The sequence below is a fragment of the Prevotella sp. P2-180 genome (assembly GCF_002251435.1).
Classification (GTDB): Bacteria; Bacteroidota; Bacteroidia; order Bacteroidales; family Bacteroidaceae; genus Prevotella.
In genome coordinates, this window is sequence record NZ_NPJI01000063.1 from 1 (window position 1) to 23,078 (window position 23,078).

Here is a 23,078-nt window from a genome sequence, read left to right on the forward strand (position 1 = left end):
AGTGAATGTTAAACTCAAGGACATTGATACTTGGGCTGCCAAGAACATGTCCACAAACTGGGTTACAGAACGAACCAAAATATTCAGAAAAACTATCTGAATTTGGAACCGTTAACTGGACACCCTATTTAACAAACAAAACAAGTCTTACAATATATATGGAGCATCTGATAAATGTCGGCGTGTGATAATGTTCATAAAACCGTTCCATCTTCATGGCATTGCCAAGCATATCAAAGGCAAAGCGATGATGGTTGTATTTGGCCGAATCAGAGTTATAGAGATTGCCGGTAGAACCAGACATACCATCTATTAATGGGACATGAAGAAATGGAACAAAAACAAATTTCTTACGCAATATAATGGTATCATATAAGAGATGCTCAAAAAAATATCCTTGAGTATCGTTGACGGAATTCTTTTTTGCAAGGAAATCGTTAATACAAAATAACTTCGGAAGAATGACAAGGCGACTGTCTATCATTTTGTCGTGAGGATAGAATGTCTGGATGGTATTGGTAATCATTCTTTGATTGTCCTTGATGAGTTGAGAGATGTTTTTTACTATCAATCGTCCCGTTATCTTCACTACGAAATCACATTGTCCAAGCAACTTGGAAAGACGAAAAGCCTCTTCCATAATGAGAGCCTCTCCATATCCCTTGCCCTTTGATTTGTCGAAATTATTGCCGTCGAAGGTTATGTATTCCAATCTTCCTGAGGCGATGTACTCTTTGTAGTCTTCGCTAAAATCACATAAAGTGTTTTCACAGAACACAATCGGCTGTGTTGTCTCACGAAGATAGAAATCAAGAGCCTCACGATACTGACGCAAGCGTTCGGATGTATTATTCAAGACAGTAAATGGCATACCACCAGGATTAACACATGCCGTGAGCAATATGACATATCTTCGCTTCATAACACTTACTTCATTATCTCATCAAACCCTATTAATCCGTTGTCGTTCAGATTCATTGCAGAACCAAAGCCCGACTGGAAGCCCTGTGTCTCAAGTACTGCACACTCTGGTGCCTTCAACTGATACTCTACCATAGGATGATGCATCATGAGGTCAACATGCAGATAGCCACGAGTGAGAATCTTTGGCAGTTCTATTGTCTTTCGGATAGTAAAATCTCCTGCCGGCAATTTCATCAGATTTCCATAATAATGCCCAGGGGCAAATGTGGCAAGCGGCATACCTTCCTTGTTATTGAAAACAAGCATCACGTCGGTTGTCAATGGCTCTGACGAACTACCCTTTATGCAGACTTCCATACTGCGCTGCTCTGACTGGATAACGCTCTCAGCCTTATCACTACCATTGATTGTGATGTCATCAATGCGCATCGTAGGTTTTACCCATTTCACACGGTCTATGATTTTCTTTTCCGTTGACTGGTTGTCGTTCTTGAGATAATGAGCTACGCTCGACTCTATATCTCCGGTATATTCAATACCGCCGTTCTTCATCACCACCCCCTTCTTGCAAAGACTCTTCACTGCTGCCATGTTATGACTCACGAATAGCACTGTCCTGCCCTCTCCGTTTGCCACATCGTGCATCTTGCCGATAGCCTTCTTCTGGAACTCTGCATCGCCTACTGCCAATACCTCATCCACAACGAGGATTTCGGGATCCAAGTGGGCGGCAATGGCAAAGCCAAGGCGGACAATCATTCCTGAAGAATAACGCTTCACGGGAGTGTCGAGATATTTTTCGACTCCAGCGAAATCAACAATCTCGTCGAGTTTGCGGGTTATTTCGGCCTTTGTCATGCCCATAATAGAGCCATTCATATAGATGTTTTCACGACCTGTCATTTCAGGATGAAAACCAGTGCCTACCTCAAGCAGAGAGGCAATGCGGCCTTTCACCTTTATTGAACCAACAGTAGGAGAGGTGACACGAGACAATATCTTCAATAGCGTGGATTTACCGGCACCATTCTTGCCGATGATTCCGACAACATCTCCTTGCTCGACACTGAAGCTTATATCTTTCAACGCCCATACAAAACGGCTGTCGCCCTTCTTTGTGCGGTCGTTCACCTCACCAATCTTCAGGTAAGGGTCTTCCTTGCCGCGGACACGTGCCCACCAGCGGTTGAGGTCCTGGCTCAGTGTACCAGTGCCAAACGTGCCAAGCACATACTGCTTGCCCACTCTATCGAATTCTATTACTTTTCTGCTCATAACTGTTCATTTTAATTACAAAAAATTCCAATCGTCTATCGTTCCTTTCTCCGACGAGAAGTTGATGCCGAGACAGATCACCTTGCGGCTATCGGTCATATAGGGTTTGGCATAGCCTTTGTCTTCTATCTGCTTCAAGGCGGATGACGCACTGCCGTTGAGCTTAAACTCAAGGATATATACGTAATCCGGACATTCAAGCACGCAATCTATTCTGCCCTCGCTCGTCTCCTTCTCAACTAAAGTGTTATATCTACCGAGCATCTGCATGATGAGATAGAACGTGTATTGGAAATAGCGCTCACACTCAAACGCATCTTGTTTGCGCTGGAAACGATAGGTGACAGAGAATAGCAAGGCCGTCATCTGCTTCATGAACATTTCAACATTGCCAGCCTCAAGGGCGTCTGTTACGTCCTCAAGCCATGTGGATGGTCGTGTGCGGCCTTCCTTGAAATAGTCACCGGCAAGAACGGATATAAATCCAGAACGTACCTCCTCGTTGGGAAAATCGAGCAGGTATGTCTGCCTACGTGAGTTGAAAGCCTTGATGGTGAGATAACCGCTTTGGTATATCATCGGAAGAGGTTGTTCAACGTCAGCCTTATAATCGATGAACATCTCTGCTGAATAATACTTGCCAATGAGTTCGTTGATGTTCTCATTGCTATGAGCGAGGAGGCGGACGAGGTAGCCGGGAGTGCCTGAGGCAAACCAATAATTGCTCATTTCGTTCTTGTAAAAGCAGTTAAGTATGCTGAACGGATTGAAAATGCCTGTCATCTTGATACTGAAATGATAGCCGTCGTATTTTTTCGTCAAATCAGACACCATCTCATCGTAATCCTTGCCATTGGCAGAAGCAAGAGAGCGGATTGGCTCGTCGAATACAGTCAGCAACTCGTCTTTTGTAATACCGCAAAGTGACTCATAATGAGCGTCCATACTGATGTCATTTGGTTGATTGAATCCGCTGAACACGCTTACTTGAGAGAACTTCGTCACTCCCGTGAGCATCACAAATTGCAAGTCCTCGTCGGCATCCTTGAAAACGCCATAGAATCCTTTGAGTATATCCCGATTGTGTGTCTCGTATGTAACCTTCTCACCGTTATCATTTTGATAATACAGTGTTTTGTTGTCCATCACGTCAAGCAATGGTTTGTCGTATTCGTCAACCAATACAACCGCTCTTTGTCCTCTCTTTTCATGTGCTGCCTTGATGACATGCTTGAATCTTATGGCACAATCGTCCGAATTTGTCGTTCTGCCATATACTTTTTCAAAGCTCTCAATATAATCGAGGATAACAGCCTCCAAAGTGCCGAGTTTTGTGAAGTTGGAAGTGCCGAAAGACAGATGGAATACAGGATATACATTCCACTCCTTCTCAAGCGAGTCAATCTTCAGGCCTCGGAACAGTTCCTTCTTACCAAGAAAATAGCTCTTCAGGGTGGAAATAAGCAAGCTCTTGCCAAACCGACGTGGACGGCTCAGGAAGAATATTTTCCCGCTATTAGCCAAGCTATATACCATATCCGTCTTATCGACATAGACGTATCCGTCCTGGATTATGTTGCTGAATGTCTGTATTCCTACTGGATATTTCATAATTCCAAATTATATTTGTTCAATATTTATTTTCTCGGCTGCCAATCGTCTATCGTTCCTTTCTCCGACGAGAAGTTGATGCCGAGGCAGATCACCTTGCGGCTGTCGGCCATATAGGGTTTGGCATAGCCCTTGTCTTCTATCTGCTTCAAAGCGGATGACGCACTGCCATTGAGTTTGAACTCAAGGATATACACGTAATCCGGACATTCAAGCACGCAATCTATTCTGCCCTCGCTCGTCTCCTTCTCAACTAAAGTGTTATATCTACCGAGCATCTGCATGATGAGATAGAACGTGTATTGGAAATATCGCTCACACTCAAACGCGTCTTGCTTGCGCTGGAAACGATAGGTGACAGAGGATAGCAAGGCGGTCATCTGCTTCATGAACATTTCGACATTGCCTGCCTGAAGGGCGTCTGTCACATCTTCAAGCCATATTGTCGGTTGAATTCTGCCCTCCTTGAAATAATCGCCGGCAAGCACGGATATAAAGCCTGAACGAACCTCCTCGTTGGGAAAATCGAGCAAGTAGGTCTGCCTACGAGGATTGCAAGCCTTGATGGTGAGATAGCCGCTCTGATATATCATCGGAAGTGGTTGCTCAACATCGGCCTTATAGTCAATAAACATCTCAGCGGGATAGTATTTGCCAACGAGTTCGTTGATATTCTCATTGCTGTGGGCAAGAAGGCGGACGAGATAGCCGGGAGTGCCCGAGGCAAACCAGTAGTTGCGCATGTCGTTCTTGCTAAAGCAATTGAGTATGCTAAAGGGATTGAAGATTCCTGTCATCTTGCTGCTGAAATGATAGCCGTCATATTTTTCAGTCAGCATTGCCACCATATCCTCATAATTCTTGTCTTTTGTAGATGCAAGCGAACGGATTGACTCGTCAAAAACAGCCAAGAGTTCCTCTTTAGTTATGCCACATAGTGATTCATATTGCGTGTCCATACTGATGTCGTTTGGTTGATTGAAACCGCTGAACACGCTCACCTGTGAGAACTTCGTGACTCCAGTAAGCAAAACAAATTGCAGATCTTCATCAGCATCCTTGAAGACACCGTAAAAACCCTTCAACACTTCTCGGTTGTAGTTCTCCAGTTTTCTTCTGTTTCCGCTTTCGTCTTCGACAAATATCTCCTGGTCCATCACGTCAAGCAATGGTTTGTCGTATTCATCGATAAGTACAACTGCTCTCCTTCCCGTTTTTTTGTGAGCAGCTTTTATCACTGTGGCAAAACGCTCGCTTATAGTAGTGGCTAGTTCGTCTTTGCCATACTCCCGTTCGGCCATTGCCACGAATGTCTCAAGATTCTTGTCAAGTTCGTAAGGCATTGAAAAAATCCCTTTGCCAAACGACAGATGGAATACAGGATATACATTCCACTCCTTCTCAAGAGCATCAATCTTCAAGCCCTTGAACAGTTCCTTCTGTCCGAGAAAATAGCTCTTCAGGGTGGATAACAGCAAACTCTTGCCAAACCGGCGAGGACGGCTCAGAAAAAATATTTTTCCGCTGTTTACCAGGCTATATACCAAATCCGTCTTATCGACATAGACGTATCCGTCCTGGATTATGTTGCTGAATGTCTGTATTCCTATTGGGTATTTCATAATTCAAATCATGTTGAAATTAAATATGAAACCAAATCAAAATCCGTTAGCCATAAAACTTAGGTTTTAATTTTTGCTGCAAAGATACGAATTAAAATTATTACGACCAAACTTTTCATAGATATTTTTTCAGTATATCTCGCAACATCACCATTTCGTATCGCATTGTTTAGCTCTTTTATTGTGATTTCAATGCCCCAATCCATTGTTTCAGGATGCTGTCAACCATGAAAAGAGATGACGTGCTAAGGGCATTGTGCGACATCTCGCCCCATTCGGCAGATGAAGCCATTCTGTTGAGTGCCATTGCCATATCATCGATGTCGCCACATTTGAAGAATGTTCCGCAATGATGCCCTTCGAGCAATTCCATTGCCACAGGCAAGTCGGATGAGACAATGGGCAACCCATGAGCCATAGCCTCAACAAGGACCAAAGGCTGACCTTCCCACCTGGAGCTCAACACATACACGCTTGCTCCTGCATAATGGCGCTGGATGTCGTTTGTAAACGGACATATCTTCACTCTCTGCTCAAGCCGATGCTCAGCGATCAACTGTCTGTAGATGATTTCTTCGTCGCCCTCGCCTACAATCTCGAGCGTCCAGTCGTTGTTAGTGTCTGCAAATTTGGCGAAAGCCTTAATAAGAAGGTCAAAACCTTTGTGCTTCGGTGAAAACCGACCTATAGCAAGAAATTTCTTATATTCTACAGATGCACGTCCGCTTGGAGTCAAGGTAAGAGGATTATATATAGTTACACTCTCCAAACCGAGGTTATCACGGAATAATCTTTCGTCCGACTTCGACAATACCACTATACCTTCAAGCCTCCTCATCTCGACAGCAAAGAAAGATTTTAGACCTGGAAGATAAGGATTTTCTTTGTCAAACAAAGCATTGTAACTATTATGCATCCAAGCAGTTACGTTGTTTACATTCAAGCGATTCCTTATAGATGCAAGATGAAGCGACAAGAAGGCATGCACACCTACTACAGTATCATAACAACCTCCATTAATTTTCGAGACAAGTTGTTTTTTATATGAAGGCCGAAAGAAACTATAGGAGTAAAGGCGGGCGGTAAACTTGTTTTTGGGTAATACTCTTTTATACAGATAGCTAATAGTCTTGCAAATGAAATATTCAACATTTTTCTTTCCGTTATATGCAATATAATCAAAGCTGATGCGCGACTGGTCATAACCATACATCGACAAGTTTTCGTCGGTATCTGTAGAAAGGATGGTCACGTCATTGTCATCAGAGAGAGCCTTGGCAATAACAGCCAGAACCCTCTGCACTCCACCAAATCCGAAAACCGTATCTGCATAGAAAAGTATTTTCATAATTATGATTATTTACAATATCCAAAAAAAAAAAAAAAAAAAAATTAAAAAAAACATTTAAAAAAAAAAAATTTTTTATTTAATTTATAAAAAATATTTTAATAAATAAGGTGTGAATGGATGATTTTTCGTAAATTTGCCCAAAATATGACAAAAAGATGAGAAAGATACTCTATCTTGTGTGTTCCATGCTTGTCATGATGGCATGTTCCAAAGAAAACAAGGATTTAAAGGTGGTGGTGTGCGTCCCCGTTTACGGCCAAAGCTTGGCTTTGGGTGAGGAGGCGGTACTGCTCACCGACATTTGGTGTCTGTATGATGACAGCAATGGCAGAATTTTGTCGGAGGGACTTGGGAGCAGCTTCGGATATTATGAAGACCAAGGCATTAAACAAATGGTGAAACGCTTGATAAAATACTCCAACCGACTTAACGAAAACTCATCATACGCCATGGCAAAAGCTCTAACAGAGCAGCTTGGCAAAGACACTGCAGTGTGCATCTTTGCCGGAGGACGTGGGGGAACGGATATTTCTCGATTAGTGAAAGGTTCTAATCCATACAACATATTTCTCGGAAACATCAGAAAGTCGTATGAAAAAGCACAGGAAAGAGGTATAAAGTTTTATGTGCCTGCCATCTGCTGGATGCAAGGCGAAAGCGACATGTTTGACTATACGCACGTGGACTACAAAAAACTGCTGAAACAGTTCGCCATTGACATTAACAATGACATAAAGGCCATTACAAGACAAAAAGAGGAAGTAAAAATAGTAACATACCAGTCATGCTGCCTCACAAGATGTTGGAAATTTGACCCGCTTCAATACAACTGCTATGAGGCGACAATACCTCAGGCTCAAATGGAACTGGCGAGAGAAAAGGGGCTGTTTGCCGCAGGAACACCTGTTTACCCCTTCTCGTTTGTTGACGAACGCATACATCTCGACGGCAAAAGCCAGCAGGAGACAGGCAGAAGACATGCCTTTGTGGTGCTCGACATAATACGCAAGGGAAACTCTTCGGCAGGCCTCTACCCTACTCACATTGCTGCACACGACAGCATCATTACAGTGAAGTTTAACAGGGGATTGCTTGCCATAGATACCACAACCGTCAATACAGCCAAAAACCTTGGCTTTTCTGTGATTACTCCCGACGGACGCGACATTACAAACAAAGTGTACGTCACTCCCGACTCCATCGTCATCACCTGCAACGCCCCGACAAAGGCATGCAGCATTCGCTACGGCATAAACGGCACAAAGCAAAAGACAGGAGGCAAAGCCGGACCGAGAGGTAACATAAAGGCTGCTGACGGCAAGCGCGACTACTGGTGCTTCATGTTTGCGGAAAAGGTGGAATAGAAGGACATAATTGAATACTATTAAACAACAAATTGACAATAAACAAATTACCTTATGAATAACAACAGACACGCATACCTCATAATGGCGCATAATGAATGGGAACTGCTCAACACGCTACTCTCACTCATCGACGACTCGCGCAACGACATCTTCCTGCATATCGACAAGAAGGTGAAGAAGATGCCGGAAATTTATCAACCCAAATACTCAAAACTGTATTTCACTCCAAAGCGATACGACGTGAGATGGGGAGACGTGGGACAGGTGCACTCGGAGATGCACCTCTTTAGGACTGCCTACGAGCATGGGCCATATCAATATTATCATAAGCTGTCTGGAGTGGATCTGCCAATCAAGACCCAGGACTATATCCACGACTTTTTCGACAAGCACGAGGGCAAGGAGTTTATCGGATTTTTCACTCTCACCGACTTTATCAAGGGCGACATCGAGCGTAAGAGAAGACGATATTATTTCCTTATGCGCTGGAACTACCGCACTCCTTTCGTACCGAAATGGAAGGTTACGCTTGCGAAGATTGTGCGCCATGCGGCACTGAAGATACAAGACATTCTGCATGTTGACAGAGGCAACGAACTCACCTTTAGGACAGGCCACAACTGGGTGTCGCTCACGGGAGATGCCGTGAAGTATCTGCTCGACCAAGAAGACTTCATCAACCGACGTTTCGCTCACACGACATGTGGCGACGAGATGTACAAGCACTCCATACTTATCTCCAATCCCGAAATCCGCGAGCGCATCTTCGACCTAGAGGATGGCATCCACAGCTGCATGCGATTCATCGATTTCAACCGTGCCTCAGCCGAGCAGAAGCGCAGAGGCGAGCCATATACCTGGCAGGACGGGGATGCCGAGGAACTCCTCAAGTCGGAATATCTCTTTGCAAGGAAGTTCTCAAGCAAGTATCCGGGTGTGATTAGGGAGATTACCGAACAGATAAGGAAACTGCAAGAAAATTAATACTTTCTTGAAGCCAAAAGATTTCTCACAATAATATACATTCTAGGGCAAAGTCTGAATAATTTAAGATTTCCTGGGATGTATGTTCTATCCACTTGTTGTAGAAGTTGCAGAAGAGCCTTGATAATCTCTTTTTTTCTATTGAAGATGCTGCGGTAATGGATGGTAAACCATAAGACGATATTTATATTTACACAGACATTATCAGAGAGCTTTTTCCTTACATCTCCAGATGTGTCTTTAGTAAGAATGGCTACGATATCTATCGCTTGGCACCCAAGCAACATTTTCTCTGTTGTGACATTAGCCATGCAAGATGAAGAGTTGCGCCTATAGAGATACAACAAGACATCAGCATTGACAAAAGTCCTGCTTTTGAGTATTGCTTGGGTTATGAAAGCCCAATCCTCCATAAATGCCACTTTTGGAGGAAATTTCAGATTATTATCTGTTATTAGTTTTCGGGAGATTAGATATCCCCAGCAATATCCCTCCTTCATGCGAGTGACATTTACGATAGCCTCTTCACCTGTCATCACCTGAATGGAACCGTTGTCATGATTACTTGAAAAATCCTCACACACAGCATCTTCAGGGACTTCTTTGTGTGCAGCCTTAACGATATCGGCCTTATTATCAACGGCAATCTTTATAAGTTTCCCAAGACTACCAAAGACCAACATATCGTCTGCATCAACAAACGTGACATAATCTCCTGTTGCTTTCTCCAAGGCATTATTTCGCGCACAAGCCACTCCCTGGTTTTCTTGTTTGACAACAAGGATATTTTGGTGTCTCTTGGCATATTCAGACGCCAATGAGTAGCCGTTGTCCTTGCTTCCGTCATCAATGACGATCACCTCAAATTCAGATTCATTCATTTCTTGTCTGAATATCGTGTCAAGGCATTGCTTGATATATTTCTCGCAGTTATATAGCGGAATTATTATTGAAAGAATAGGATGATTATTCATAATGCATTTATATTTCTGTTATAACTTTTTCCATTTGATATTTCCAAGAAAGATGCTCCACGGTCGTTCTGATTTCAGCTGGATTGAAGTCGTGACTATCTATATAGTTTATTATCTCTCCAACATTGATTGGCGATTCATCTGCCGGTGCCTTGATTATATATGGTTTATCATCAAAGTCACTATCATTTTCTGAATAAATGAATGATATTCCTCTTGCGGCATATTCACGATTTTTCAATGTTTTTATCTCAGTTATGCCGCTTCTGTGACGACCAAGACTGCCAATGGCAAACACGCATTGGTTGAACACCTCGTCGAGCTTATCGCCAAAAAGTTTTCCGTGATTTATGATATATTTCTCTATGCCATATTTTCTTGCCATCTGCTCGACCGTAAGATAACCATTACTTGTGGTTCCACGGTCGTCTTCCCAACCGACAACATGAAAATATACTTTTCTGCCATTCGGATTGCTCTTGTAATACTCTCCAAGGCCCGCAACAAGTCGGTCAAAGCCATGCCAATAATGAATTTCCGCTACGGCAATAAGGTGAATGTCCTGCTGCTTCTTGGGATTATGAAGAGGTATGCTGTCCAAGTCGATGCCATTACTTATGCAGATGGTGCGTTTGCCAAAAATACTCTCCTTATTTGAAAACGTCACGATAGCCTCCATCTTGGCGGATAGCGCCCTTCTGAACATCATATCGAAATAAAGTGGAATCTTGTATTTCAGAGGATAACCCTTAAACTCATGGTCGTAGGGATAAGTTGGAATCTCTGTGACGCATTTTATTCCGGTCTTTTTAAGTCTTGCGAAAAGCCTTACAAGCATGGGACTTGCATTCATAAAACTGCGGGCATAAACCATTTCGATACCGTTATCCACACAATATCCGCAGATGCACCCGAGGTCAATCCTTGAACGCAAGGCAGCCATTGCTCCCAAACCATAGTCGGCGATAACCTTGTCGTCAACATATCTGCAACGATGTCCGCGAGAGTCAAAGTCGTAGTAGCAGAGATGAACCTCATGTCCATTCTGCCTTAACCCCTTCACCTGATAGTGGATTTTCTTGCTTATGCCGCTCTCGTCGGAGAAGCCGTGATATACAAGGAATAGTATTATCATCTTGAAATAAAAGATATAACTTTATCAACTACTAAAGCCGGTTTCCAAAACAAAGCTACAAATACGTTGTAATGACGTCTATACAACTTCATAAACCGCAAATTTACCAAAGGATAGAACGAGAACAGAACCATCAGCGAAAGAAACAGTCTTTTCTTTCTTAGCAGAATATGCAGAAATTGTTTTCTTACAGACTTTAATTCTCTTTCAAAATGTGTGGTTCTATCCATATTATTTCTATTCTTTTCTACATAGTCTATTGTATTTATTAGCATATTGAAAGCCATTACACTTCTCCCGACAAGAGCTGGATAGTCGAGGTTTTTCATGAAGTTTTGAAGTATCGAAATATAGTCGTTACAGCATTTTTCCACTTTCTCTTTTCTTGCACACAGCATTATTCCTCCTTCATTCTTGCGATAGAAATATGTGACTTCCGATATGATGCTTACATTTGAGGCATTGGGCAGAAGATTGTAATTCCAAAGGTTGTCTTCGAAATAAATCCCTGGCATAAACCTTATACCAGTCCTGTCGATTAATTCTTTCTTAATCAAACTATTCCACGCTGTTATGACCCAAGTAGTTCCTAAAAACAAGTAATTCATATTGACAAAACATTCCATTCTGTCTAATTTGAATAGATTGTAATTATGTAATTCGTCAAATGCATTACCTATGATTATTTCAGCATTAGGATATTCTGTATGGACTTTCATAAGTGTCTCTATGGCATTATCATATAAATAGTCATCTGAATCAAGAAAAAAGATATATTCTCCTGATGAAATATCTAATCCCGTGTTTCTAGATGCCGACAACCCTTTGTTTTTCTCATGACGACAAAGTCTGATACTCATACTGCCTTTGTATTGCCCTATTATATCGTTAACTATGTCCATAGACTTATCGGGTGAGCAATCATCGACTATTATACACTCTATCTTCGAATGGTCATAGGTTTGGCTTATGACAGAGTTCAGACATTCCGCCACAAATTTCTCTACGTTGTAGATAGGTATTATAATCGATATTTCTTTCATATTTATATTTCAAAAATTGACTTGTCTGGCAATAGCGAATCCAATGCTTCATTTATACGAGGCTTAATCTCCATGAAGTCGGTATTCGAAAGCAAAGGATCGTCATTAATTGATATTATATCATATTTCTGCTGGATAATTGAGGTTATTATCTCATCACAGTTGCTTAATGAAGGAGAAAACATTTTTCGTTGTTTCATCTTATTATATGGAGCGAACTTGTTTTCTGCCAACTGCCAATAGCGTACAAGCCATTGGTTGACATCTGTGTTTTGTCTAAATTTGTTTTTACAATGTTCATGAAGATAATCGGGATAGTTTTGCCACACTGTATTGAAAGTGCTTTTGAGAAAAGACTGTGCAGAGTGAACAATATAGAACCCTGTAAAGAAGCGCTGGTTGGCTTTCATAATTGCTTGCATCATACCATGAATTCCTAAGTAAGGACCATACCATCGATACAGGTTTCCTCTTGTAACATTTCGTTTCCTGAAATGAGCATTAATAAGGCCTAACTGTGTAAAATCAATATATTGGATCGCTGTGTCATTAGGAACATAAATACTTAGAAGATTTTGCTGGAGCGAAGAATCACAAGGAAGGCCATGACGGAAAAAGTCTGTAGGCTTTAATGGACGAATAGGGAAAATGTCATCATTCAAATAAATGAAATGCTCGCCAAGTTCTTCTATCCTATGCAAATTGAGTTCTATTGTATTACTATTAAACGTAGGGAGGTATTCCTTGGGTATATAGTCGGAATGGTTGACAAGCCTTAGCTTTTCACAATTCACATTGAGCCATTGAGGCTTTTGTCCACAGGTGATGAGAAAAACACGATTCACCCAAGGCCAGAATTTCTCTATGCCACGGAAGAGGTATTGCAGGTTGTCCCAATCACGATAGCGTGAATCAGATTTGTCGGCAGACTTCACTTCACTATACTGGTCTTTCAACTTCTGCCATTCAGGGTCGTTGCCGTCAACCCAAGGTATTACTACATCTATTTTATAGTTATTCATAACTTCTGTCTTATAAGTTGTTTAAGTTTATCTCTCAAATCCACACTTGACATTTATTCGAAAAAACTCTCCCATCCCTCAATATACGTCTTGTTTTCCCAAGCCTTTTTCTTAATTTGTGGGATTAATGTATAGAAAATTCTCTTAAATACATGTTTTTGAATGGTAAAATGCCGCCACCCGGATGCTTTTTGATATTTCATAAAGAGTTTTTTGCCTGGAAGATAGCATCCCAATGACCACGGTTTTGTAGGACCTAAGTAATGGAATATTATAGGGTCGAGTCTTGACTCTTGTATCTCCCCTTGCATTTCTTTGGGATAGTTATCAAGATTTTTATGGTAATGATATGGCGTGACATTATACTTGACTGGTAATTGTCTTCGCTCATCTTGAAGGATTGCGTTCAGGGCATCCTGATCGTTATATATCAATTCATTTCCTAAGTCAACAATATACGATAACAGTCTATTCTGAACATCGTGTTTCCTCCAGTAATCAAGATTCATGACAATGACGCCAGAATTGAGATAATAATTGTTAATACCTAATCTGCTCAACGTCCCCTTATCTTGATACCATAGGTCAGGCACCATAGCCACCGCCACGTCGTTGACATCTGTTTCCCACAACGATTTCAAATCCTTGCATACTACAAGGTCACAGTCAAGATATATCACCTTGTCCAAATTGGGTAACATTGAGGGCAGAAGGATACGGGCGTACATCATAATATTGCCATAATGAATTTTGTCATCCACAGGACAATCTTTCAGTATTCCCAAGTCAATTTCCAAAAACCTTAATTCTACATGATATCTGTCGGCAATCTTTTTCAATCTCTTGACCGTGCTGTCTTTCAGGCCGTTATGCAATAAATACATCATAACATCATCGGAAGTGACGTTGATTCCGATGGATGTCACGACAACACCAAACATTGGTGCCAATTTCTCGTTTGAACAGCATGCAATGTGAATCATTGTATTGTCCTCAATTTAAATTTCCAATATTTTCTCCACTATCGGAGCCATGTCGTAATACTTGTATTCCGCAAGGCGGCCTCCGAAGATAACGTCTGGCTCTTGGTCTGCCAATGCCTTATAACTGGCATAGAGTTGCATGTTCTTATCGTCGTTCACAGGATAGTATGGCTCCAGTCCTTCATGCCATTCCTGTGGATATTCCTTTGTGACCACGGTCTTGGGGATGTCGTACACCTTGTCGCCAAACAATTCGAAATGCTTGTGTTCGATGGTGCGGGTGTAAGCCACTTCCTTGTCGGTATAGTTAACCACTGCATTGCCTTGGTAGTTAGGGCAGTCGAGTGTCTCGTGTTCGAAGCGTAAGCTGCGGTAGTCGAGTTGACCGTAGCGATAGTCGTAGAATTGGTCTATCTTTGCCGTAAAGACGAGTTGGTCGGCTATTTCTTTCCATCTGTGTATGTTTGCTTCAGGACAGAGGTCGTTAGTATTAAAGAAATCGATGTCGGTTAGTATGTCGCATTCTTTTAGCAGTCCGTCTATCAGTTTGTTATAACCACCTATGGGAATACCCTGATATGTGTCGTTGAAGTAATTGTTATCATATACGAATCTCACGGGGAGTCGTTTTATGATAAACGCAGGCAGTTCTGTGCAGGGTCGCCCCCATTGCTTCTCGGTATATTCTTTTATGAGTACTTCGTAGATATCCTTTCCCACGAGCATGAGAGCCTGCTCCTCAAGGTTTTGCGGTTGTCGACCGTTGAGTTTTGCCTTCATCTCCTGCTTTTGCTCCTCGATGATACATCGCGCCTCTTCTGGAGTTGTGATGTTCCACATTCTTGAGAAAGTGTTCATATTAAAGGGCAGATTGTATAGCCGCCCGTGGTATTTGGCGAGGGGTGAGTTAGTGTATCTGTTGAACGGCACTATGGAGTTGACGAAGTCCCACACCTTCTTGTTTGAGGTGTGGAATATATGTGCGCCATATTTATGAACGTTGATGCCTTCTGTGTTTTCGCAATAGATATTGCCGCCGGTATGCGACCTGCGGTCGATGACGAGGCATTTCTTGCCTTTATCATTCAATCGCCAAGCCATCATTGCTCCATAGAGTCCTGCTCCAACTATTAGGTAGTCATATCGTTTCTTCATATTTCGTTTATCAGTTAGGTGATTGCTTTATGAGATTGTCTTCCGAATCTTCGTATTTCTCCTTTTTGAAGAATATGCGTGTTATACCTTTTAATTGTACTCTTGCACGATATAAAAGGCTACTGAAAAGGGAACCTGTGCCAAGCGTGCCGTAGCCTGTGACGGGACGTGCCTTGCGGTTATAGACGAAAGCTATTCGGCCATATTTCTTCAGAGAGAGAGCGAGTGAGCCGTCTTCGCCACGACGGATGTCGGTACGTATTTTTTCCTTACGAGCATATTCGGCATTGAAAGCAAATGTCATTCCGCGGATACATAGTTCTGGACGCTTGAAATGCTGAATGTATAAGAAGGTGTCGCGGATAAACTCGAATATCCATAGGCCAAAGGCGGAATGGTTATTATCGGGATAGTAACTCCAAAAGCCTCCCACGCATGATATGCCTGGTTTTTCGAGCGTTTGCATCATGATGTCAACATAATGCGGTGGATAGAAAGTGTCGGCATCGATAAAGAAATGGTATTTCCCCCTTGAATGGTCCAATCCGCATTGACGTGCGAAACCAGGACTCTTCTTTGTCTCATTGAAATATCTCACTCCCAAGGCCTTATATACTTCTTCTGTATCATCCTTGGAATTATTGTTCACTCCCAAGATTTCTATTGGATATGATGTTTGCAGCTCACTTAGCGACCATAGGCAGGCGGCAAGTCTTTTGCCTTCATTATACGCAATGACTACTATCGACACAAGCGGATTGTCGCTCTGCATCGCCGCCAACCGCTCGCGAGTTGACCATATGACTTCGTCGGACACCTCACTGAAGGGCTTTTCGTATATCGAGAGATATTTACTGTACCACGCCATACATCACACCTTTTTTATAATATGTCAACATTCTGGATTTGTCTTATTTTTCGCAAAATTACATAAAAATTGGAAAACTGCAAAACTTTTGAGAGAAAAAAATTAATTATTATATCAAAATGTATGAATCAGGATAATCTGACATAATCAACAAAGTCGAAATCATGGCTGTGGCGCTCGTCGTGAGTATGGTGCTCGCGCCACTGCTCCTGCCATCCTTGGCTATAGTCGGGGAAGAAGCAGTCGGCAGCATCGGGGGTGTCAGCCACTTCGGTAAGGCAAAGGCGGTGGGCTATGGCGATGGCTTGGGTATAGACATGAGCTCCTCCAATGATAAACACTTCCTCGTCGGAAGAGCAATGAGCCAAGGCTTCTTCAAGCGAACTGAAGCACTCACATCCTGGCAGTTGGCTCACTGTACGGGAGAGCACAATATTCCGACGATTGGGCAAGGCTCCCTTGGGCAACGACTCGAAGGTGTTTCTGCCCATCACTATGGTATGGCCTGTAGTGAGAGACTTGAAGCGTTTCAAATCGTCGGGTAGCCAGTATATTAGTTTATTGTCGCGGCCTATGGCCCTATTAGCCGCAACAGCTGCAATTATTGATATTTTCATTTTTCAATTATTAAATAGTCTGATTTCCTTACACCGAAACTTCTGCCTTGATGTGCGGCCACGGGTCGTAGCCTTCAAGTTCGAAATCCTCAAACTTGAAGTCGAAGATTGACTTCACGTCTGGATTGATTTTCATTCGCGGAAGTGGACGTGGAGTGCGGGTGACCTGAAGGCGTGCCTGGTCGAGATGGTTGAGATAGAGATGGGTGTCGCCTGTGGTATGGATGAAATCGCCAGGCTCAAAACCTGTCACCTGTGCCATCATCTGAAGCAGCAAGGCATAGCTGGCAATGTTGAACGGAACTCCGAGAAACGTGTCGGCTGAACGCTGATAGAGCTGAAGACTAAGTCGACCGTTGGCCACGTAAAACTGAAACATGGTGTGACACGGAGGCAAGGCCATGGAATCTACCTCAGCCACGTTCCACGCACTCACTATCATGCGACGTGAGTCTGGATTGTGCTTCAGTTGGTCTACCACGTTTGCTATCTGGTCGATGGTGCCGCCCTTGTAGTCGGGCCATGAACGCCATTGGTGACCATACACAGGTCCGAGTTCACCATTTTCGTCAGCCCACTCGTTCCATATTCTCACTCCATGCTCCTGAAGATACCGAACATTGGTGTCGCCATTGAGAAACCAGAGCAGTTCGTAGATTATCGACTTCAGATGCAGCTTTTTAGTTGTCAACAGCGGGAAACCGTCGGCAAGGTTAAACCTCATCTGGTTACCAAATACACTTAGCGTGCCAGTGCCTGTACGATCGCCTTTCTGCACGCCCTCTGTGAGTATTCTATTGAGTAGTTCTATATATTGTTTCATATCTTGCTTGACTTTATTCTCCATTCCTGCGGATAGAGGTTGTTTGAACGATTGCCTATGTTTTTGACAAACCCGAGCGCATGGCCTTCGTGAGCAATGAGCACATAGCCCTTTGGCATCTCGACCGGCAGTTCTATGGCATCACGACGAAGATAAGCAAGTGCAGTGGCATGGTCGGCTTCGAAGACTGGGAAAAGGCTGGTATCGAGATTGTCGTAGAGGGCCAACTCTATGTCGGGCACAAGGTCGCGGCCCTTAACAGTGCCGAGAGCTACACCTGCCTTCAGCATGCGAACCCGTCCTTCCCTTAATATATTATAATAAGGTGTAAGGCTGCAAGGTAGAGCAAGCACCTTTTCCCCCACTTGTACATATTGGAAGCCATCGCCCAAGCCTTTCCATCCTTTCCATGGAAGGTCTATCTTGTCAGAGGCTTTTGTTTCCTTTCCACCTTTCCGCCGACGTCGTTCGCCTGAAGACAATGATGCACAGTCCGGCTTTCTCAACACTGCCATGAAAAGTCCCTCGCCTCTGGTGATGCCCGGAATGAAACGGTAGACTGGCGAGTCGAAGCCCTCGAGCAACGAGGCTGTGATGTTCCATTGCTGTGAGATTTTTATAGGAAGTATGTCGGCATCGTATTCTTCCGCAATCCATCTCACGTTCTCCTCGTTTTCGCGAAGATTAAAGGTACAGGTGCTGTAAACGAAAAGTCCTCCAGGCCTGAGTGTCTTCCACGCCTCAGCCACTATCTCGCGCTGAAGCCGCCAAAGCCTGTCAACCGTCTGCACGCTCCATTCCCCTATTGCCCCTTCGTCCTTGCGAAACATTCCCTCTCCAGAACAAGGCACATCGCAGAGCACTACGTCAAACAAGGCTCCCGTCCTTGCAATGTCAGAAGGATAGGCATTGGTGACTATGACGTTTGGGTTGCCCCATTTCGAAAGATTTTCAGCCAGCACGTTGGCACGAGTCTTCACTGGCTCGTTGCTCACAAGCAGACTTCCTTCTGCCAGAGTCTGAAGGGCTAATGTAGACTTACCTCCTGGAGCAGCACAGAGGTCGAGCATCGCCACCTTCCCGTCTACATGCTGACGTAACACTTCGGCAAGAAACATCGACGAGGCTTCCTGCACATAGTAGCAACCGGCATGAAACAACGGGTCGAGAGTGAACTGCGGTCTTTGCTTCAGATACACTCCCTCATCACACCAAGGCACACGCCCGTCATCCACGCCACCCATCGGCAACCTGCAGCCACGCTTCACCCTAACGCTCACTGAAGGCAGCTCGTCAAACGATGCCATGAATCGGTCAAACCGGCTCCCGCCCATCACCTTTTGGGTATACGACACAAAGTCGTCAGGCAATATTTTCATAATTTTCTTCCTTTTGGTGTGCAAAATTAAAAAAAAAATGATATATTTGCAACTTTATTGGCAAATGATTCGTCAAACAGACAAAGAAAGAATAAAAAAACGCATAAAGATATGAAAAAGAACATGTTTATTTGGGTTATTGCACTGTTATTGGCAGCTAACACCACAGCATCTGCAGCATCTGCAGCACAACAGCATCGCCACACTCCACGAACCACGGTAGTAGACGATAAAGGTAAACAACAGGCCTCAGCCGACTCGGCGGCGGCAGCAAAGGCAGCATCTCAAGGCGAAACCACAGTGGCTTATTCTGACACCACCTCGGCTACAGTAGACGAGGAATGGGAAGACGACAGTCAGCCATCGGCCTACAGCCAGTACTACCGCCACGAGCTCACCGACAATCAGGCTTTTGCCGAAAGAATGTTCGACAAGATTTCAGAAAGCGGAAAATATCTTGTCGCGATTATCTTCATCATCTTCATCGGAGCTCCGCTCATTCTGCTGCTGATGATTTTTTACTTCATCAACCGCAACCGCCAAGACAAAATCCGCTTGGCTGAAATGGCACTGAAACACGGACAACCCATACCAGGAACAGAACGTGTAGTATATCGCGATGCCCAACCCAAGGAAGAGACAAGAGCTCCACAAAGCAAAGCCTCTTTCTTGCAAAGGTCGGACAATTATACCTACGATGAAGACCTCCGCGCAAAGGGCATAAAACATATTGCCATCGGACTGGGACTCATGGTTTGCTGCCTTGCCTTCTGGAACAACGACTTCATTGGCGGCATTGGATTCCTCGTTGCATGCTTCGGCGGCGGACAATTGTTTATGGCAAAAAAAGAGAAACAGGCAGAAAGAGGTTGCTCGAAAGAGGGAAATGACGAGAATAAGGTATGTGATGAGACAATCCAGAAAGAAGACAACATTCAATAGAAGTCATAGAAATTGACATTTCCGAATAAGTAAAAGGCAATATAATGGAATTCATTAACGACATAACACTCGTGGCACGCGTGGCGATAGCCGGCAATAAAAGGGCATTCGACCAGCTCGTGAGAAAATACCAGTCGAGGGTGAGGAAGTTTTTCCTCGCCCAGACTTTGGGAGACTCACAGCTGAGCGACGACCTTGCGCAGGACACCTTCGTGAAAGCCTACACACACATAAGAGAATTCCATGGAACTTCGTCGTTCAGCACATGGCTAATGCGAATAGCCTACAACACCTATTACGACTACTGCCGTAAACTTCATCCCACAGTAGACCTCGACTCTGTAAACTGCCATCCTCAGTCTTCGGGCAGCGATACGATGATAAGAAAAGACATCTACGACGCACTGGCCCGACTGTCAGAAACCCAACGCACCTGCATCACAATGCAACTCATCGACGGAAGAGCCATCGACGAGATTTCAAAGATATCCGGCATGCCCATAGGCACTGTTAAGTCGCACCTGAAAAGAGGGAAAGACCTGATGGTTGACTTTCTGAAAAAGAATGGATATTGATATGGGGGAAGTTAAAGAAGTTAAGGAAGTTAAAGAAGTTAAGGAAGTTAAGGAAGTTAAAGAAGTTAAGGACAATACATGATAAAGACAATGAAGAAAATGAAAGACGAAAAAGACATAATGCTTGAGCACTTCTTCAAGGAAGCGGCAGAAGTTCAGATTTCCGACCATGGATTTACTGAACAAGTAATCAACGCCTTGCCCGAAGGCCGACGCGTTGAAAACAAGGCGATAAGAAAGCTGAGGAAATGGGCCACTACATGGAACATCATCTTCATCATAGCCACCATAGCACTCTTCTTCTTGATGAAAGGCTGGAACATAGCCTACGACCTGCTGGCTACACTAATAGCCACAGCCCATACCTTCGACTATACCTATCTGCTCTTCTGGTTGATGATACTGCCGTTGGCGGTGGTAGTTGGCACAGTGTATCTTTTCAGAACATCTTATAGGTTGTTCTGAGCACGCGGAATTCCGTGCGACGGTTAAGCTGGTTGCATATCTCCTGCTCCTCCGGTTTCAGTTGCCTGATAAACTCTTCAGAAAGCACATCGTCGGCTTTCAGGAACTCATAACGCTCGGCAACCTTCTTCTTTATTGTCTTTGGTTTTTCCTTACCATAGCCCACGGGAGTAAGTCTTTCGCGGGCTATTCCTTTTTCTATCAGATAGTTAACCACCGACTCTGCCCTTCGTTGCGACAACTGCTTGTTGTAGGCAGCCGAACCTTTATAGTCGCAATGGGCACTCAGTTCGATAGTGATGTTTGGATTCTCGTTAAGCAGTTTTACAAGCTCGTCGAGCGATGTCTTCGACTCTGGACGCAATGTGGCACGGTCAAAATCGTAGAAAATGTTGTCGATGAGAACTGGAGCCATGATCGAGGCCAACGGAAACTGCAGTACTGTGTCGCACGACTCGCTTGCAGGTTCCACTCTCAGCTGTTGCTGATGATTGAGGTATCCCTTGCATGTGCCGAGAAACACATAGTCCACGTTAGGCTTTATCTGCTGGGTAAACGAGCCGTCGCCCTTAACGTTGAGTTTGAGGTTGGTTCCGTCGTTGCCCACCATGTAAACCAAAGCTGCAGGCAGTTCATATCCATCTTTTTCGTATACCCATCCCGTCACGGTCTGCACTATTTCTGGATTATAGAAACTGAAGATGTGGTCCCATCCACGGGCATCGCCTCTGTTTGACGAGAAGAAGCCTTGGTTTTTCAGTCCTTCGAATGTCATTCCGAAGTCGTCGGCCTCTGAGTTGAGCGGATATCCTGGGTGTTCAATCACATATCCGTTGCCCATGGTGTCAGTCTTGGCAATGAAGATGTCGAGTCCTCCCATTCCTGGATGTCCGTTGGAAGAGAAGTATAGATCTCCATTTGGTCTGAATGTAGGAAACATCTCGTCGCCTTCAGTGTTAATCTTATTGCCGAGGTTTTCCACACCACCTACCACCCCGTCTTTCCCTAAGCGAATCTTCCAGATGTCGAGACCTCCATATCCACCAGGCATGTCAGAAGAGAAATAGAGCCACTGACCGTCGGGCGACACGGCCGGATGAGCAAAGCTTGAGAGTGTGTCTTTAGAAATGGTAAGTACCGTCGACTTTCCCCAAGAGGCGTCGTTGCGTTGTGAAGTGCAGATGGTGGCATAACGAGGGTAAGAAGGGTCGCTCTTGCATTGTGTGAGATACATGGTTCGTCCGTCGGGTGAAAACGAACATGCTCCCTCGTCGTAGTCGCTATTAAGTTCAGTGTCTATATTTTGCGGCTTGGTCCATTTCCCTTTTTCGTCTTTTTGCGAAAAGAAGATGTCGGCAGTCTTTGTTCCTGTTATGCCGCTAAGTTCGTCACCCTTGGTCGAAGGTCTTGTCGATGTGAAATACAGTCGGTCGTTGTCATCTCCTGCAAGCATTGGCGAATAGTCTGCCCTTCTTGATGCAAACACGTTTTCCCGTTTCACTGTATATGCCGAGCCTTCCTTTTTCCATTGTGTGGCATTTTTTGCAGATAGAAGTCCGTTTTTCACGATTTTTGATTGTGGCAGGCTGTCGGCAGCAATGGCGAAGGCCTTTTCAGCCTGTCGGTAGTTGCCAGTTTTCATGAGTTGCTGGGCGAGTCGCAAGTGTGTGAGCGAGTCAGCCTGGTTGTATCTTATCACGTTGTTGTAGGCGGCAATGGCTTTTTGTGAGAAGTTGATACGTCTGTAGCACTCAGCAAGTTTCTTCGCTCTTTGTCCTCTTGTTGTCCTTTCTTTTGTGGGAGTGTTGGTATAAGCTTTTTTATACTGTTCAGCCGCATCGAAGTATTCTCCGATGGCGAGGTACTGGTCGCCTTTCTTCATATAGGCGTCGGCTCCACACGATGCGAGAGTCCAAACAAGTACCCAAACAAGTATATACCCATAATAATTCTTCATCGACTT

At 43.9% G+C, this 23,078-nt stretch carries 21 protein-coding genes; 5 read left to right on the top strand and 16 right to left on the bottom strand.

What is annotated here, in order from left to right; all coding sequences use genetic code 11:
• Positions 1-124: 124 nt before the first annotated feature.
• The 5 genes from CIK98_RS08465 to CIK98_RS08485 all read right to left on the bottom strand — a co-directional run bounded on the left by CIK98_RS08465 (position 125) and on the right by CIK98_RS08485 (position 6,780).
• On the bottom strand, positions 125-922 hold the full coding sequence (locus CIK98_RS08465; RefSeq protein ID WP_141210477.1) for a hypothetical protein: 798 nt from the start codon (positions 920-922) through the stop codon (positions 125-127).
• Between the two features lie 5 nt (positions 923-927).
• Positions 928-2,199 carry an ABC transporter ATP-binding protein gene (locus tag CIK98_RS08470; protein WP_094383807.1) on the bottom strand — a complete coding sequence of 424 codons (1,272 nt, stop codon included), beginning with the start codon at positions 2,197-2,199 and terminating at the stop codon, positions 928-930.
• A 15-nt stretch (positions 2,200-2,214) separates the two neighbouring features.
• Positions 2,215-3,810: an ATP-binding protein gene (locus CIK98_RS08475; protein WP_094383808.1), complete on the bottom strand. Its 1,596-nt coding sequence runs from the start codon at positions 3,808-3,810 to the stop codon at positions 2,215-2,217.
• A gap of 26 nt (positions 3,811-3,836) precedes the next feature.
• Entirely contained in the window at positions 3,837-5,432 is a 1,596-nt protein-coding gene (locus tag CIK98_RS08480) for an ATP-binding protein (protein WP_094383809.1), read from the bottom strand.
• A gap of 178 nt (positions 5,433-5,610) precedes the next feature.
• Complete coding sequence (locus tag CIK98_RS08485; protein WP_094383810.1) at positions 5,611-6,780, bottom strand: glycosyltransferase; 1,170 nt, start codon at positions 6,778-6,780, stop codon at positions 5,611-5,613.
• Between the two features lie 158 nt (positions 6,781-6,938).
• Here CIK98_RS08485 and CIK98_RS08490 point away from each other — a divergent pair, with 158 nt between their 5' ends.
• Complete coding sequence (locus CIK98_RS08490; RefSeq protein ID WP_094383811.1) at positions 6,939-8,147, top strand: sialate O-acetylesterase; 1,209 nt, start codon at positions 6,939-6,941, stop codon at positions 8,145-8,147.
• A gap of 54 nt (positions 8,148-8,201) precedes the next feature.
• On the top strand, positions 8,202-9,134 hold the full coding sequence (locus CIK98_RS08495; protein WP_094383812.1) for a beta-1,6-N-acetylglucosaminyltransferase: 933 nt from the start codon (positions 8,202-8,204) through the stop codon (positions 9,132-9,134).
• Here CIK98_RS08495 and CIK98_RS08500 read toward each other — a convergent pair.
• The 10 genes from CIK98_RS08500 to CIK98_RS08545 all read right to left on the bottom strand — a co-directional run bounded on the left by CIK98_RS08500 (position 9,131) and on the right by CIK98_RS08545 (position 19,133).
• Positions 9,131-10,108: a glycosyltransferase gene (locus CIK98_RS08500; RefSeq protein ID WP_094383813.1), complete on the bottom strand. Its 978-nt coding sequence runs from the start codon at positions 10,106-10,108 to the stop codon at positions 9,131-9,133. The genes CIK98_RS08495 and CIK98_RS08500 overlap by 4 nt on opposite strands.
• A 7-nt stretch (positions 10,109-10,115) precedes the next feature.
• The gene (locus CIK98_RS08505) at positions 10,116-11,243 is read right to left on the bottom strand and encodes a glycosyltransferase family 4 protein (RefSeq protein WP_094383814.1); all 1,128 of its coding nucleotides are present in this window, start codon (positions 11,241-11,243) and stop codon (positions 10,116-10,118) included.
• Positions 11,240-12,286 carry a glycosyltransferase family A protein gene (locus CIK98_RS08510; RefSeq protein ID WP_094383815.1) on the bottom strand — a complete coding sequence of 349 codons (1,047 nt, stop codon included), beginning with the start codon at positions 12,284-12,286 and terminating at the stop codon, positions 11,240-11,242. Before CIK98_RS08510 ends, CIK98_RS08505 begins: the two co-directional genes overlap by 4 nt.
• Before the next feature lie 2 nt (positions 12,287-12,288).
• Complete coding sequence (locus CIK98_RS08515; RefSeq protein WP_094383816.1) at positions 12,289-13,308, bottom strand: stealth family protein; 1,020 nt, start codon at positions 13,306-13,308, stop codon at positions 12,289-12,291.
• Positions 13,309-13,361: 53 nt separating this feature from the next.
• Positions 13,362-14,291 (bottom strand): glycosyltransferase family 8 protein, encoded by a 930-nt coding sequence (locus CIK98_RS08520; RefSeq protein WP_094383817.1) that lies wholly within the window; start codon positions 14,289-14,291, stop codon positions 13,362-13,364.
• Between the two features lie 15 nt (positions 14,292-14,306).
• Entirely contained in the window at positions 14,307-15,446 is a 1,140-nt protein-coding gene (gene glf, locus CIK98_RS08525; RefSeq protein ID WP_094383818.1) for a UDP-galactopyranose mutase, read from the bottom strand.
• Positions 15,447-15,456: 10 nt separating this feature from the next.
• Positions 15,457-16,314: a glycosyltransferase family 2 protein gene (locus tag CIK98_RS08530; RefSeq protein WP_094383819.1), complete on the bottom strand. Its 858-nt coding sequence runs from the start codon at positions 16,312-16,314 to the stop codon at positions 15,457-15,459.
• Between the two features lie 128 nt (positions 16,315-16,442).
• Positions 16,443-16,931: a dihydrofolate reductase gene (locus tag CIK98_RS08535; protein WP_094383820.1), complete on the bottom strand. Its 489-nt coding sequence runs from the start codon at positions 16,929-16,931 to the stop codon at positions 16,443-16,445.
• A gap of 28 nt (positions 16,932-16,959) precedes the next feature.
• Positions 16,960-17,754: a thymidylate synthase gene (locus tag CIK98_RS08540; protein ID WP_094383860.1), complete on the bottom strand. Its 795-nt coding sequence runs from the start codon at positions 17,752-17,754 to the stop codon at positions 16,960-16,962.
• Entirely contained in the window at positions 17,751-19,133 is a 1,383-nt protein-coding gene (locus CIK98_RS08545) for a hypothetical protein (protein WP_094383821.1), read from the bottom strand. Before CIK98_RS08545 ends, CIK98_RS08540 begins: the two co-directional genes overlap by 4 nt.
• A 111-nt stretch (positions 19,134-19,244) precedes the next feature.
• Here CIK98_RS08545 and CIK98_RS08550 point away from each other — a divergent pair, with 111 nt between their 5' ends.
• The 3 genes from CIK98_RS08550 to CIK98_RS08560 all read left to right on the top strand — a co-directional run bounded on the left by CIK98_RS08550 (position 19,245) and on the right by CIK98_RS08560 (position 21,115).
• On the top strand, positions 19,245-20,075 hold the full coding sequence (locus tag CIK98_RS08550; RefSeq protein WP_141210478.1) for a DUF6249 domain-containing protein: 831 nt from the start codon (positions 19,245-19,247) through the stop codon (positions 20,073-20,075).
• A gap of 44 nt (positions 20,076-20,119) precedes the next feature.
• Positions 20,120-20,650, top strand: coding sequence for an RNA polymerase sigma factor (locus CIK98_RS08555; RefSeq protein WP_094383823.1), 531 nt, complete (start codon positions 20,120-20,122; stop codon positions 20,648-20,650).
• Positions 20,651-20,740: 90 nt separating this feature from the next.
• Positions 20,741-21,115, top strand: coding sequence for a DUF5056 domain-containing protein (locus tag CIK98_RS08560; protein ID WP_172409876.1), 375 nt, complete (start codon positions 20,741-20,743; stop codon positions 21,113-21,115).
• Here the strand turns inward: CIK98_RS08560 and CIK98_RS08565 are convergent.
• Complete coding sequence (locus CIK98_RS08565; protein ID WP_094383825.1) at positions 21,090-23,072, bottom strand: OmpA family protein; 1,983 nt, start codon at positions 23,070-23,072, stop codon at positions 21,090-21,092. The two genes, CIK98_RS08560 and CIK98_RS08565, sit on opposite strands and share 26 nt — an antisense overlap.
• Positions 23,073-23,078: the final 6 nt, after the last annotated feature.

Coding starts and splice junctions, on each gene's coding strand:
- CIK98_RS08465 (WP_141210477.1), bottom strand. CDS start 922: ATGAAGCGAAGATATGTCATATTGCTCACGGCATGTGTTAATCCTGGT.
- CIK98_RS08540 (WP_094383860.1), bottom strand. CDS start 17,754: ATGAAACAATATATAGAACTACTCAATAGAATACTCACAGAGGGCGTG.
- CIK98_RS08505 (WP_094383814.1), bottom strand. CDS start 11,243: ATGATAATACTATTCCTTGTATATCACGGCTTCTCCGACGAGAGCGGC.
- CIK98_RS08560 (WP_172409876.1), top strand. CDS start 20,741: ATGAAGAAAATGAAAGACGAAAAAGACATAATGCTTGAGCACTTCTTC.
- CIK98_RS08565 (WP_094383825.1), bottom strand. CDS start 23,072: ATGAAGAATTATTATGGGTATATACTTGTTTGGGTACTTGTTTGGACT.
- CIK98_RS08535 (WP_094383820.1), bottom strand. CDS start 16,931: ATGAAAATATCAATAATTGCAGCTGTTGCGGCTAATAGGGCCATAGGC.
- CIK98_RS08500 (WP_094383813.1), bottom strand. CDS start 10,108: ATGAATAATCATCCTATTCTTTCAATAATAATTCCGCTATATAACTGC.
- CIK98_RS08530 (WP_094383819.1), bottom strand. CDS start 16,314: ATGGCGTGGTACAGTAAATATCTCTCGATATACGAAAAGCCCTTCAGT.
- CIK98_RS08495 (WP_094383812.1), top strand. CDS start 8,202: ATGAATAACAACAGACACGCATACCTCATAATGGCGCATAATGAATGG.
- CIK98_RS08520 (WP_094383817.1), bottom strand. CDS start 14,291: ATGATTCACATTGCATGCTGTTCAAACGAGAAATTGGCACCAATGTTT.
- glf (WP_094383818.1), bottom strand. CDS start 15,446: ATGAAGAAACGATATGACTACCTAATAGTTGGAGCAGGACTCTATGGA.
- CIK98_RS08475 (WP_094383808.1), bottom strand. CDS start 3,810: ATGAAATATCCAGTAGGAATACAGACATTCAGCAACATAATCCAGGAC.
- CIK98_RS08545 (WP_094383821.1), bottom strand. CDS start 19,133: ATGAAAATATTGCCTGACGACTTTGTGTCGTATACCCAAAAGGTGATG.
- CIK98_RS08515 (WP_094383816.1), bottom strand. CDS start 13,308: ATGAATAACTATAAAATAGATGTAGTAATACCTTGGGTTGACGGCAAC.
- CIK98_RS08555 (WP_094383823.1), top strand. CDS start 20,120: ATGGAATTCATTAACGACATAACACTCGTGGCACGCGTGGCGATAGCC.
- CIK98_RS08550 (WP_141210478.1), top strand. CDS start 19,245: ATGAAAAAGAACATGTTTATTTGGGTTATTGCACTGTTATTGGCAGCT.
- CIK98_RS08480 (WP_094383809.1), bottom strand. CDS start 5,432: ATGAAATACCCAATAGGAATACAGACATTCAGCAACATAATCCAGGAC.
- CIK98_RS08510 (WP_094383815.1), bottom strand. CDS start 12,286: ATGAAAGAAATATCGATTATAATACCTATCTACAACGTAGAGAAATTT.
- CIK98_RS08485 (WP_094383810.1), bottom strand. CDS start 6,780: ATGAAAATACTTTTCTATGCAGATACGGTTTTCGGATTTGGTGGAGTG.
- CIK98_RS08470 (WP_094383807.1), bottom strand. CDS start 2,199: ATGAGCAGAAAAGTAATAGAATTCGATAGAGTGGGCAAGCAGTATGTG.
- CIK98_RS08490 (WP_094383811.1), top strand. CDS start 6,939: ATGAGAAAGATACTCTATCTTGTGTGTTCCATGCTTGTCATGATGGCA.